Below are 13,567 nucleotides of genomic sequence, written 5' to 3' on the forward strand. Positions count from 1 at the left end.
ACCGATGCATGTGGAAACAGTGTTTCAACAGTAAGCACCTTTACGATAGTTGATACCACGAAACCGGTATTCACTACCGAACCACAAAACGAGGTTGTAGAATGTGACGGATCAGGTAATACTGCAGCATACAATGCATGGTTGGCAAATCACGGCGGCGGTATAGCAACGGATAATTGCGGAGCGGTTACTTACACTTATTCTGTAGTAGATACAGCAGTATTGTGTGGAAAAACAAGCAAAACGACAGTACGTTTTAGAGCAACAGACGAGTGTGGAAACCATATAAGTAAAGAAGCTACCTTCACAATTACTGATACAACGGCACCGGATTTCATTACAGAGCCGGAAGATGTAACAGTAGAATGTGACGGAAACGGAAACATAAATGATCTTAACGCCTGGATAAACAGCTACGGTGGTGCAACGGCACAAGACCTATGCTCAACCGAAGTTAAATGGAGTCATAACTTCAAAGGATTGAAAACTACTTGCGGAGGTGCAGCAGCTGCAGAAGTAATTTTCACGGCAACAGATGCATGTGGAAACTCAAGCAGCCGTACGGCGACTTTCAGAATAGTTGATACGACCGCACCAGAATTCGTAAGCGATCTTCCTGTCAAAGAAATCTTCATCAAATGTGAGGAATTGAAAGATGCAGAAGTATTGAAAGCAACCGATAATTGTGGATCGGCAACTGTAACAGTATCAGACGAAGTAGTACCAAGCGCATGTGGAGATACCAAATACACGATATTAAGAACATGGATTGCAACAGATGATTGTGGAAACGAAACAAGCTATACCCAAACCATACATTTAGCATGTAAAATTGAAGTTTTCAATGCCGTAACGCCAAACGGCGATGGCTACAACGATGAACTGGTATTAAAAGGAATAGATTGTTATCCAGGAAACAGGGTAGATATTTACAACCGTTGGGGTGTACTGGTTTATGAAACCAAGAACTACAATTCAAACGGCAATACGTTCAAAGGTTATGCAAATGGACGTGTAACAGTTAGCAAAGACTCAATGCTACCAACAGGTACGTACTATTATGTAATCAAATACGATTACGATTTAGGTAACGGACAGGTTTATCCTATTGAACAGGCAGGTTATCTGCATTTAGAAACAACTAAATAATACGGAATATGAAATTTTCACATATTTTCAATAAAGTATTAGCAGGAGTCTTGTTAAGTTTAGGGTGTGCAGAAATGCACGCCCAACAAGACCCCCAGTACACACATTATATGTACAATACTGTAAACATCAACCCGGCGTATGCAGGCAGCAGAGGCGCACTAAGTATATTTGGCTTACACCGTACACAATGGGTAGGATTGGAAGGAGCTCCCACAACAAATTCATTTTCAATTAATACACCGCTACGCGACAGTAAGTTAGGCTTGGGTGTAAGTTTTGTAAATGACCGTTTGGGAGTAACAGAAGAAAACACCATAAGCGTGGATTTGTCTTATACAATTGACCTAAACCGCCAGGGCAGCAAACTAAGTTTTGGAGTAAAAGGATCAGCAAATATGCTTAATGTGGAATATAGCCGCTTAAAGCAAGCCACACCGGGAGATCCCTTATTAGCAGTAGATATTCAAAACGAGTTTTCACCAAATATAGGAGCCGGAGTGTACTGGCATAACGAGAAAAGTTATGCTGGCTTGTCGGTACCGAATTTTCTAGAGAACAAAAGGTTTGAAAACGGAACCATCTACAGTTCCATGAACCAGCGAATGAATTTTTATTTAATGGGAGGGCACATATTTGAGTTGAATCCAACTTTGAAGTTTAAACCGGCAGCATTGATAAAAGTTACGGAAGGAGCCCCGTTACAAGCAGATTTGACAGCTAATTTCCTTATTCACGACAAGCTGACTTTAGGAGCAGCGTACCGTTGGGATGCAGCGTGGAGCGGTTTAATTGGTTTCCAGATAACAGACGGTTTAATGATAGGTTACAGCTACGATGCAGAAACGACGAAGCTGGCACGTTATAACAACGGATCACATGAAGTGTTTATGCGTTTTGAATTGTTTAATAAATACAATCGTGTGAATTCACCACGATTCTACTAAAAATTAAAGAAATGAAAAAAAGATTATCAACAATAGCTTTTGTGTTTTCTTTATTTTTAGGGAACACAGATGGTTTTGCCCAAACGGGTTTAAATACGGCAAACAAAGGATACGACCGCTGGGCGTACATGGATGCAGTGAAGATGTACGAAAAAGTATTAGACAAAGGGTTTTCAAGTCAGGAAATGGTTGAAAAACTAGGCAATGCGTATTATTTCAACGGCCGATACAGCGAAGCACAGAAATACTATCAAAAGCTTTTTTCGGATTACGATTTATCAAACATTCCAACAGAATACTTTTATCGTTACGCACATACACTACAGAACACTGGCGACGAAAAAGAGTCGAAAAAGTATTATGATGCATTTGTAAAAAAAGCAGGTGATGAAGCGCAGATTTCAAAAATCCGTAAAAGTGAAGAAAGCCTTAAAAACCAGATAAAGGAAAATTCGGGCAGAACCGGCGAGATTACCAATCTGGCAATCAACACCCCTTATGCCGATTACGGCACATTTGTACATCAGAACGTTTTTTATTACACCAGTTCTAAAGACACCGGTAATTTAGCCGTTAAACGACATACCTGGACGGGAGATGCTTTTACTAACCTTTATACAGCAGATGCAGAAACGGTAGTAACAGACCACAAGTCGAACCGCATTAAAGGGCAAGTAAAAACGAAACTGAACGAATCATCTGCGATCGTAACAAAAGACGGGCAAACGATGTATTTTACCCGCAACAACATCGTTAAAGGAAAGCGACGTTTTGATTCGAACAAAAATACCAACCTTAAAATTTTCCGTGCAGAACTTAGAGATGGAAAGTGGGTGAACGTTACGGAACTTCCGTTTAACAGCGACCAGTTCAATACGGCACACCCTGCGTTGAGCAATGATGAACGTACCTTGTATTTTTCAAGTGACCGTCCTGGCGGTTTCGGTGGCGGTGATTTGTGGAAAGTATCGGTAAGCGGTGAAAGCTACGGTACGCCTGAAAATTTAGGAGAAGGTATCAATACCGAAGGGCGTGAAACATTTCCGTTTGTGACTGCCAACAACGAGTTATACTTTTCAAGCGATGGGCGCGTAGGCCTTGGCGGATTAGATGTTTATGCTGCGCAGATCAATGAAGCTGACAAATTTGGAGACGTACAGAATGTTGGTGCTCCGGTAAATTCGGAATTCGATGATTTTGCCTATTACCTAAACAATGAAACCAAACAAGGTTTTTTCAGTTCCAACAGAGATGGAGGTAAGGGCAACGACGATATTTATTCGTTTACCGAATTACGACCGCTGGTATTGAACTGTAATCAGATGCTATACGTAAAAGTGATTGACGGTAAAACAGGGGAACTGATTAATGATGCGAAGGTAACTTTGGCTGATCAGTTATATGCTGTTAAAGGTACAAGCAATCATTACAATGCGCCAACCTATAATTTTAACCGTACATTTGAATGTGGAGATATCTACAATTTAAAAGGTGAGAAAGAAGGTTATATAACGCAGGAAATAAAAGTTACCTTACCGAATGAAAGCGGTATTACCGAGGCGGAGATTATACTGGAACCTGCTAAAATTCCACTGAAGCCGGGTGACGATCTGTTTAAAGTATTGAATTTAAATCCTATTTACTTTGATTTAGACAAATACTACATACGTCCTGATGCGGCATTGGAACTTGCAAAAGTATTTGCGGTGCTGGAAGAATATCCGACGATGAAGATCGACATACGTTCGCATACCGACAGCCGACAAACGCACAGATATAACGAAACGTTATCATCTAACCGTGCAAAATCTACAGCGGAATGGTTAATTGCAAACGGCATCAACCGCAACCGTTTAACCTGGAAAGGTTACGGAGAAACACAACTGGTAAACGGCTGTGCAGACGGTATAAACTGTTCAGAAGCAGAACACCAGATGAACCGAAGATCGGAGTTTATTATTGTGGAAATGTAAGATTCCCATAAGTTTATATTTTTTAAGCGTTACCTCAGGGTAGCGCTTTTTTGTTTTGTTTTATTTACCACAGATGCTCAGATTATTTTTGATGATTTAATGATTTTCTGATGGATGATTTTCTGATGGATGATTAAATACCTATGTTTACAATAGTACTAAATGAGTTGACTGCTGTTATCCGAAGATAAACGTTACTAAAGATAATGAGTGTTAAGGTTTAACCAGACTAAAATATGGATAATATACGGCTTTGGTATGCAATAAACACGGCACTGATGCGGCATTGATGCGATACAAAGGCGGTATTGAATGGGGAAAAGGGAAGTTGGGAATGGGACCAGAAATTGAAAGGTAGGAATTTTTTTCGTATTTTAGATAACTACTACAAAATATGGTAAAAACAGAAGTATATGGCTAAGTCGGACAATATCTTTAACATACGGGGACGTTTGGGAGATTTTATATTTTGCCAGCGTAACGGTAAAACATACGTAAAGCGTTATTCGGGCGGGTTTACTAGGGCAGCCACACAGAACCACCCGAATGTCAAAGTGGGTCAGGAGCGGTTTGCGCAGGTATCCCAATATGTAAAAAGATTAAAGCAAGAATTACAACCGTATTTGTGGCGGCAGAAAGACCGCACTTTCCATAACCAGTTGATGGCTCTTTTTCTGCAAATAGCGAAGAACGAACCGGAAAAAACTTTTAACGAGCTTCTGCAAGATTTGGACAGCTACAGCACCCTAAGCAACAAACCACTTAATAAAAACTCGAAAATAGATCCAAGCGCCTTATTTTACGATGTTAGAACAAGCTTGCTTTAGGAAAGATCTCATACGAACTGGCATTAAAATACAAAGGGATGTTTTTAGAGGTAGCTACGGGATGGTATGGTGTGACTGGTGGCGAGATTTCTTTAACCCAACCCAACATACAGTACGTAAAGCTTGACGGAGAAACTAAAAATGTTGATTTAGTTGTGGATTTTGCCTCTGCTGACGAAAGCCATGAACAATTACCTTTTGTGGGATTGGCCGTGGTTTATACGAATGATAAAGCGAGTGAGTCAACGCATCCTTCAAATACTGTTATGGTTTGTTTTGTAGGGGTACGGAATGTGTAGCAATTGTGCTAAGTTTTGTTTAAAGAATTGAAGCAGGTTAATTTATGTATGAATAATAAAACAAACCTCCTTAAAATAGCTATTAAAGAATTTTTTTATAATGTTTTACGCTTGTACTCTGAAAATTGGAGTTGCGCAACAGTTACATGTGTTAGCTGCTGCAAGAATTACGGTTTACTATTCGTTTAGGTGATTTCCGATGTCCATTTGCTGATGCAGAATTCTGATAATTTCTACAATTTCTTCTTTTAGATTAATACAATAAAAAATGAAATGTGATTTTACTCTAGATCTAAAATATCCTTTCCTAACATCATTATAATCTTTTCCAGACTTTGGATTTTCAGAAATATATTCAATTTCGTCGAAAATTAAATCAAGATAATAATCAGGTTGTACCAAAGACCATTCTTCAAAAGTGTAAAGCCAAATATTTTCTAAATCAATTTCTGCTTGATTACTTATTTTGTAATTCATTATTTAGCAGAATATTTTTGATGTAAATTTTGCTTGAAAGTTTCTCGATTGAAATTTGTTGAGAAACCAGATTTAACTCCTTTTTTTAATTCTTTAATCAATTCTGTTTTTTTAGTTTCCTCGTGTTCAAACATTCTTAAAGCAGCTCTTACAACCTCACTTGCAGAAGAATATTTTTCCAATTTTTATTTGCGAATTGATAAAATTGTCGAAATAATCGCCCAATAAAATCGAAGTATTTTTTGCCATTACTATTTGATTAAATTTCTAAGATCAAATATACCAATTTTTGGTATTTGTTTAAAATTTATTTGGAGGACATTGGGTAATGTATCTGAACCGCAAAGCTATCTGCTTTAGTAAACGTGAATTTGTACTGAAGGCTGCTTTAATAATTTATTTTGCAAATGTTGTTTGAAACTGAAATTGCAAACAATATTGAGAAAAATATAATTTGTTAAATTATTAAAATTGAACCCTATTTACTTTGATCTGGGCCAATACAACATCCGTACAGATGCAGCAGTAGAGTTTGCAAGTATTGGCGGTGTTGAAAGAATATCCGACAATGAAGATTGACATCCGTTCACATATCGACAGTCGTGCATCGCACAAATACAACGACAAGTTATCAGACTGACGTGCGAAATCAACCCGTAAATGGTTAATCTCACAAGTTTCGAAGCATCGCGTTTAATGGCAAAAGGCTACGATGACGTCAGTTATCAACGAATGTGCAGACGGAGTTAAAAGCAGCGAAGAAGTACACCAGACAAACCGCAGATCAGAGTTCACTATTCTGTAGATGTAAGTTTTAAACTTAATGATGATTACTTATTATTCATAAACAAACCGAGGAAATACTTCTTCGGTTTTTGTTTTTGCAGATGTAGCCTAAGCAAGTAGAACTAATTCTACAAAAACTCTGATATAATACTACACAATGTTCATTTTCAACTTTTTAAATTTGTATCATAGAATTTAAAATCATTAGTTAAAAAATGTAATTCTGTTAGGGCAAATAGAATTTAAAAAGGTCTTTGATATTCAATCACAAAAACATCAGAGAAACAATAGGTTTAAATTCTATTATGAGTACGTAGGGAGTTGAAAAAAAGGAAATAGTTATTGTTGTTAAGTTAGAGCGGGGGATTTTTATTCCTCGCTTTATCAATAAAAGAATAATGGTTTTATAGGTAAATACATTAATAGTTTTATTCTTTTTAGTTATGAATTTTAAACAAATACATATAGGCGAATTAATCAGAAAAATAGTTAAAGAGGATCAATTAGATCCCTATAAAATATGCAGCTATTTGGAGATATCGGAGACTGAACTGACTAAAATGTATCACTCTAAAAGTTTGGACAGCGAACTGTTGTTAAAATTGAGTAAGGTGATAAAATACGATCTATTCAGGGTGTACTCGCAGCATCTGCTTTTTTACGCGCCGACAAATAACAATCAGCAGACATCACGAAAATCCGATAGTGAAATACCTGTGTTTCGCAAAAGCATCTATACAAAAGAAATCATTGATTTTGTACTGGAATTAATTGAAAATAAAACGAAAACACATACAGAGATCACCGAATTGTATGGTATTCCTAAAACCACTTTGCATAACTGGATTAAAAAATATAATAAATAAGATGAGCATAAATTATAAAAGAATATTTCAAGACATTTTAGACTTGAAATTCCCGGAAAAGAAAGAATTGCGAGCCATTGTGTTAGAAAAGGAAATTAATGATTTCTATGATGTTTTAAGTCTCAATAAGATGATTTTTGGCGATGAAAACAAAGAAAACAAGCACAAATCATACGATCCTTCAACGATTACAAAAGTTTTAAAGTATCAACAAGAAAATAAATTAAGCAATATTGAAACGGCACAAAAATTTAATTTAAGTCGTAATACAGTAAGTGCGTGGAAAAAGAGAGTTGGTTTTAATAATACGGCAGTAGCATAAAAAAGAAAAGCACCTGTCAATGAAGACAGATGCTTTTCTATAACCAAAAAAAACACTTATGAGTTACAAATGTATAAATTATTTTTAAACTGCAAAACGAAATCGAAAAATAATAATAAATTATTTCTTATGAATCAACCTAGTCAGTTTAATAGACAAATCTGTAAAAATCATTTTGGCGTTTCCGTTGCGTTCTATATGGTAAGTGGCATCTTCAATCTCCTGATAAATTTCTAAAATATTGTGTTCGTTTACAAAAGGCGCAAAATTCTTCAGTTTAAAATTATCAACTTTCGGTTCCATGTAAACCAATTCGCTAGTGCTGTAATTCAACAGTAAAGCCTGGCGGAATAATTCCATACAGTGATTCAGAAAAAGCTTTTGTTTTTCACGACCAATTGCCGAAATTTCATCACTCCATTTAATTAAATCACTTACAACACGCGCATTTTTATTGGCACGAAACGCCGCACGAACCCAGGTAACAAACCATTCGTCAAACGGATATTCGTTTGTAATATTATACCGCAGTTTCAATGCTTTGTTGTAATTTCCCTGTGCCTGTTTGGCAATACTGTAAGCATCAACCTCATCGCAGTTTTCTTTTTCAATCAGTCCCTGAACAATTTCCTGTTCGTTTAAGGCATTAAAATGTAAAATCTGGCAGCGCGACAGTATGGTTTGCAAGATTGCTTTTTCATCTTCGGCAATCAATATAAAAACGGTTTTATCGGTAGGTTCTTCCAAAAGCTTCAACAACTTGTTTGCGGCTTCGGTATTCATCTTTTCTGCCATCCAGATAATCATTACCTTATAACCGCCTTCAAAAGGCTTTAAAATAAGTTTTTTAAGGATGCTTGCCGCTTCGTGAACCGATATGTTTCCCTGCTTTTTTTGAATTCCGATGGCTTCGTACCAATCGTTAACAGATCCATATGGAGTTTCCTTTAAAAAATCGATCCAGGTACTCATAAAATCATCACTTGTCGCGTTCGATTTAATACTGTCTGTAGTAGCAACCGGATATACAAAATGCAGATCGGGATGTTGCAGATGATCAAATTTTAAATTGCATGCAGCAGATCCGCCTTCGTTTTCACTGCCTTTATTGTTGCAGATAATGTATTGGGCATAAGCCAGCGCCATTGATAATGTCCCGCTTCCTTCCGGACCAATAAACAATTGGGCATGCGGAATTCTGCCTTTCTGAACGTTGTTTACCAAATGGTTTTTTAAGTGGTTTTGACCTACGATATCTGAAAATTTCATACTGCAAAAATAGCTTTTTTAAACGTGGATTTGCTAACAAATATAAATGTAATTTATTTTTATGAAACCTTGTAATTCTGTATAAACAAACAAAATACAAAATTGTATATTTGCGCTTTACAAACAATTCAACTACATAAAAAAGCAATGAAAACAATAAACGATTTTAACTTCAACAACAAAAAAGCCATTATCCGCGTAGATTTTAACGTGCCTTTAAACGATCAGTTTCAGGTAACCGACGATAACCGAATTGTAGCCGCAAAACCAACAATTGACAAAATTGTGAACGATGGCGGTGTGGCAATATTAATGTCGCATTTGGGCAGACCAAAAAACGGACCGGAAGATAAATTTTCTTTAAAGCACATCGTATCGAAAGTAGAAGAGGTTTTGGGCAGAAAAGTAACTTTTGTGAATGATTCTGTAGGTGCTGATGTTGAAAAAGTAGTTGCCGTTGCAAAAGCAGGAGATGTTATTTTATTGGAAAATCTGCGTTTTTATAAAGAAGAAGAAGCGGGCGACGAAGCTTTTGCAGAAAAATTGTCGAAATTAGGCGATGTGTATGTGAATGACGCTTTTGGAACGGCTCACCGCGCACATGCTTCAACCACAATTGTTGCGAAATTTTTCCCGAACGATAAATGTTTTGGAACTTTATTGGCTAAAGAAATTGAAAGTATCGATAAAGTATTGAATTCAACCGATAAACCTGTTACTGCTGTTTTAGGCGGATCTAAAGTATCGTCTAAAATTACCATTATCGAAAATATTTTAGATAAGGTAGATCACATGATTATTGGCGGCGGAATGATGTTCACTTTTATTAAAGCACAAGGCGGAAAGATTGGTAGTTCTCTTGTTGAAGACGATAAAATGGAATTGGCGTTGGAGATTTTAGAAAAAGCAAAAGCTAAAAACGTACAGATTCATATTCCGGTTGATGTTGTTGCTGCCGATGCGTTTTCTAATGATGCAAACACTAAAATTGTTCCTGCAAACGATATTCCTGACGGATGGCAAGGATTAGATGTTGGTCCAAAAACATTGGAGCAATTAAATAAAGTGATTATGGGATCTAAAATTATTTTATGGAACGGACCTTTAGGTGTTTTCGAAATGGAAAAATTTGCCGCTGGAACCATTACATTGGGTAATTTTATTGCCGATGCAACAGAAGCAGGAACCTTCTCGTTAGTAGGCGGCGGAGATTCTGTAGCAGCAGTAAAACAGTTTGGTTTAGACAATAAAGTAAGCTATGTTTCAACCGGTGGTGGTGCCATGTTGGAAATGTTAGAAGGACAAACCCTCCCTGGAATCGCAGCAATTTTAAGTTAATAAAAGATATATTATAACTAAAACACCGACTTTTAAAGTCGGTGTTTTTTATTTACGTAAAAAAGAAAAAGCAAGTTTGACAACTTGCTTTAGCAGATAAAAACACCCCTCTCGTTAAATTAATAATTAACTATTTTGTTTAAAGACACTACTAAATTACGGCAATGCTTTGGTACGATAGTTAGGTAAAGGTTATCTGTATTTTAATAATTTACTTTTATTCTTTTTGTTTTCTGTAAGCGTAATAGAATACAACGGGCAATATCGAGAATGATAAAATCAAACACACAATCAATCCGCCTACAATCATAATTGCGAGTGGTTTCTGTATTTCTGATCCCATTCCGGTTGATAATGCTGCGGGCAATAATCCCATTGATCCCATTAAGGCAATCATGACAACTGGTCGAATTCTGCTTTTAACACCGCTTGCAATGGCTTCTTTCAGCTTCATTTTGTGTTTCAGATTATCGGTTATAACCCCTATCAAAACAATACCGTCAATCGTTGCCACACCAAACAGAATGATAAAACCGATACCTGCCGATATTCCGAAAACCGTTCCTGTAAGCCAAAGCGAAATAAATCCACCAATAAACGCAAAAGGCAATGTTAACGATGCAATTGCTGTATCTTTTATGTTGCCGAAATTGGTATAAAGCAGCAGTAAAATCAACACTAATGAAACAGGTACAACCAATGCCAGCTGTTTTGTTGCGCGTTCTTTACTCTCAAATTCACCAGCCCATTCGGTATAATTTTCTTTAGGTAGTTTGACTTCTTTAGCCACAACCTGCTTGGCTTCGGCAATGGTACTGCCCAAATCACGACCTTCGATACTGAAACCGATTCCTATGTATCTGCTGTTACCTTCACGGTAAATAAATGCCGGACCTGTTTTATAGTCAATCGTAGCGATTTCCTGTAGCGGAATATTATGTCCGTTGCTTGTAGGGATCAGTATATTTCCAATTTTTTCAGGCGAATCTCGGTACGGTTCCTGAAAACGCAGGATTACATCAAACTTACGGTCGCCTTCGTAAAATTTGGTAGCTGCCTGTCCGCCAATCGTCATTTCAATCACCGCCTGAACATCTGCGGTTTGAATGCCGTATCGAGCCATTTTAGAATCGTGCAGTTGAATGCGCAATTCCGGCAAGCCAATGTTTTTATAAACGTTGATATCGGTAACACCTTTTACTTTTGCAATAGACGCGGCAACTTTATTGGCATATTTTTCGAGATCGTACAAATCATCGCCAAAAATTTTGATGACAAGCGAACTCTTCACTCCCGCAACATATTCTTCCACATTATCCTGAATTGGCTGACTAAAACCAAAAGTAATTCCGGGATAATGGCTCAGCTTGGTTCGAAGTTCCTGAATAATGTCTTCTTTTGAAACTTTTCGAGTCCAATCTGCTGCATCTTTTAATTGAATGTTGAATTCTATGTTGAAAAATCCTGTAGGATCCGTTCCATCGTTCGGTCGACCGGTTTGGGTTAATATAAAATCAATTTCTTCACAATCTTTCTGCATCAGCTGTTTCATTTCCTTTGTAAGTCGGGTCGATTCCTTTAAATTCACACTATTTGGCAACGTTGCTCGAATGTAAATCGCTCCTTCGTTCAGCTTTGGCAGAAACTCCGATCCATAATTCATAAACTTAAACATGCAGATTCCCAAAACCGCCAAAAAGATAATAATGGTTGCTTTTTTGAATTTGAAAGCCGTTGCATAAAGTCCGAAAATGGTTTTCTGGAAGAACCTTGTGATAAAATTTTCTTTCTCTTCAATGTTTTTTGTAAACAGCAGCTTACACATTGTCGGTACATAAGTTAAACTTAAAATTAACGAACCTAACAGCGCGTAACCCAATGTAAATGCCAACGGAGTAAACATTTTACCTTCTACTTTCTGAAACGAGAAAATTGGTAATAATGCCACAATCAATATAATCAATGCAAAAAAGATATACGATGCTACGCTTCCGGCACTTTTTTTAATGATTCCCATTTTGCTCATTTTTGCAAAACGTTCGGCACCCACTTTGTGCGACATCGTGGCGAGGGCTACGAATACGGTTTCCACAATTACGAGGGTTCCTTCGAGCAGCAGCCCAAAATCGAGCGACCCCATGGAGATGAGGTTGGCGGGCAATCCCTGTATTTTCAGCATGATGATGGCAAACAAAAACGCCAACGGAATAACCGATGCTACAATAAAAGTTGATTTCCAATTGTAAAGGAAGATGAAAACTATTAACGATACCAAAAGTACACCTTCGACCAAGTTTTTTGATACGGTTTTTACGGTATTATCAACCAGTTTGGTACGATCTACCACGGTTTCAATTTTTACATTGTCGGGTAAGGTGCGTTCGTTTAATTCGGTAATTTTTTCTTTTAGATTTTCAATAACTTCCGACGGATTTTCGCCACGAAGCATAATCACGATTCCTTCTACCAGATCATCTTTTTCGTTGTAACCAACCTGTCCTAAACGCGGTTTGTGCGATACCACAACATCGGCAACATTTTTAATTAAAACAGGTGTTGATCCGTTTAATTTTATGGTAATGTTTCCAATGTCTTCAATCTTATCCAGCAAACCTACACCACGTACCACATACGCCTGATTTCCCTGTTCAATAACATCGCCACCAACATTCACGTTCGATTTTGAAACTGCTTCGTAAACATCTAACGGCGACAAATCAAAATTCTTCAATTCGGTAGGGTTGATCTTAATTTCGTAGGTTTTTTCTTCACCACCAAAACTCACCACATCGGCAACACCCGAAACCGAAAGCAGTTCGCGTTCTATTACCCAATCCTGAATGGCGGTAACTTCTTTCAGCGGCAGATCGCTTTTAATTACATAGCGGAAAATCTCACCTGTAGCCCCAGACGGTGGTTCAATTTCGGCATCGGCACCTTCGGGCAAATCTACTCCGGCAAGTTTGTTCGATACATATTGCTGTGCGTAAAAATCATCGGCTCCGTCTTCAAACTGAACGGTAACTACCGAAAGTCCAAAAAGCGAAATAGACCGAATATTCGATTTATGCGGAATGCTGTTCATTACCTTTGAAATAGGCAGCGTAACCAGTTTTTCCATTTCTTCGGCACTACGTCCCGGCCATTGCGTAATAATTCGGGCACGGGTGTTGGTAACATCCGGAAATGCTTCAATAGGAGTATGTTTTAAGGCGTAAATTCCCCCAAAGAGCAACGCCAGTACGCCAAAAAGCACAAAGGTGGTGTTTCGCAGGGAAAAGGTTACAATGTTCTGTACAAATTTCTGCATGACT

At 37.6% G+C, this 13,567-nt stretch carries 13 protein-coding genes; 8 read left to right on the forward strand and 5 right to left on the reverse strand.

Translation table 11 applies throughout. From position 1 onward, the window contains the following. The 5 genes from F0460_RS15450 to F0460_RS15470 form a co-directional block, all read left to right on the forward strand. The coding region (locus tag F0460_RS15450) for a gliding motility-associated C-terminal domain-containing protein (RefSeq protein ID WP_150014859.1) at positions 1–1,149 on the forward strand (1,149 nt) is incomplete at its 5' end. Between the two features lie 8 nt (positions 1,150–1,157). After that, on the forward strand, positions 1,158–2,096 hold the full coding sequence (locus F0460_RS15455; protein WP_150014861.1) for a PorP/SprF family type IX secretion system membrane protein: 939 nt from the start codon (positions 1,158–1,160) through the stop codon (positions 2,094–2,096). A gap of 11 nt (positions 2,097–2,107) precedes the next feature. After that, complete coding sequence (locus F0460_RS15460; protein ID WP_150014863.1) at positions 2,108–4,069, forward strand: OmpA family protein; 1,962 nt, start codon at positions 2,108–2,110, stop codon at positions 4,067–4,069. Positions 4,070–4,482: 413 nt separating this feature from the next. Continuing rightward, positions 4,483–4,896 carry a hypothetical protein gene (locus F0460_RS15465; RefSeq protein ID WP_150014865.1) on the forward strand — a complete coding sequence of 138 codons (414 nt, stop codon included), beginning with the start codon at positions 4,483–4,485 and terminating at the stop codon, positions 4,894–4,896. Positions 4,897–4,934: 38 nt separating this feature from the next. Next, positions 4,935–5,195 (forward strand): hypothetical protein, encoded by a 261-nt coding sequence (locus F0460_RS15470; RefSeq protein ID WP_150014867.1) that lies wholly within the window; start codon positions 4,935–4,937, stop codon positions 5,193–5,195. Between the two features lie 177 nt (positions 5,196–5,372). Here F0460_RS15470 and F0460_RS15475 read toward each other — a convergent pair whose 3' ends face one another. The 3 genes from F0460_RS15475 to F0460_RS16475 are packed head-to-tail and all read right to left on the reverse strand — an operon-like array spanning position 5,373 to position 5,921. Next, the gene (locus F0460_RS15475) at positions 5,373–5,672 is read right to left on the reverse strand and encodes a type II toxin-antitoxin system RelE/ParE family toxin (protein WP_150014869.1); all 300 of its coding nucleotides are present in this window, start codon (positions 5,670–5,672) and stop codon (positions 5,373–5,375) included. Further along, entirely contained in the window at positions 5,672–5,854 is a 183-nt protein-coding gene (locus F0460_RS16255; protein WP_317132158.1) for a ribbon-helix-helix domain-containing protein, read from the reverse strand. Before F0460_RS16255 ends, F0460_RS15475 begins: the two co-directional genes overlap by 1 nt. Then, positions 5,829–5,921, reverse strand: a complete 93-nt coding sequence (locus F0460_RS16475) for a type II toxin-antitoxin system ParD family antitoxin (protein WP_397361901.1) — start codon at positions 5,919–5,921, stop codon at positions 5,829–5,831. The genes F0460_RS16255 and F0460_RS16475 overlap by 26 nt, the downstream gene beginning before the upstream one ends. 980 nt (positions 5,922–6,901) lie before the next feature. Here F0460_RS16475 and F0460_RS15485 point away from each other — a divergent pair. Together F0460_RS15485 and F0460_RS15490 are read left to right on the forward strand one after the other, a co-directional pair. Then, positions 6,902–7,324, forward strand: a complete 423-nt coding sequence (locus F0460_RS15485) for a transposase (RefSeq protein WP_150014871.1) — start codon at positions 6,902–6,904, stop codon at positions 7,322–7,324. Between the two features lies 1 nt (position 7,325). Further along, on the forward strand, positions 7,326–7,646 hold the full coding sequence (locus F0460_RS15490) for a helix-turn-helix domain-containing protein (protein WP_150014873.1): 321 nt from the start codon (positions 7,326–7,328) through the stop codon (positions 7,644–7,646). A 120-nt stretch (positions 7,647–7,766) separates the two neighbouring features. Here the strand turns inward: F0460_RS15490 and F0460_RS15495 are convergent, their stop codons facing one another. Continuing rightward, a complete protein-coding gene (locus F0460_RS15495) occupies positions 7,767–8,915 on the reverse strand; it encodes a DNA polymerase III subunit (RefSeq protein WP_150014875.1) in 1,149 nt (382 codons plus the stop codon). A 147-nt stretch (positions 8,916–9,062) separates the two neighbouring features. Here F0460_RS15495 and F0460_RS15500 point away from each other — a divergent pair, with 147 nt between their 5' ends. Next, positions 9,063–10,253 (forward strand): phosphoglycerate kinase, encoded by a 1,191-nt coding sequence (locus F0460_RS15500; protein ID WP_150014877.1) that lies wholly within the window; start codon positions 9,063–9,065, stop codon positions 10,251–10,253. A gap of 217 nt (positions 10,254–10,470) precedes the next feature. Here the strand turns inward: F0460_RS15500 and F0460_RS15505 are convergent, their stop codons facing one another. Continuing rightward, positions 10,471–13,563, reverse strand: a complete 3,093-nt coding sequence (locus F0460_RS15505; RefSeq protein WP_150014879.1) for an efflux RND transporter permease subunit — start codon at positions 13,561–13,563, stop codon at positions 10,471–10,473. Between the last annotated feature and the right edge of the window lie 4 nt (positions 13,564–13,567).

Source organism: Paenimyroides baculatum, assembly GCF_008629655.1.
GTDB classification, from domain to species: domain Bacteria; phylum Bacteroidota; class Bacteroidia; order Flavobacteriales; family Flavobacteriaceae; genus Flavobacterium; species Flavobacterium baculatum.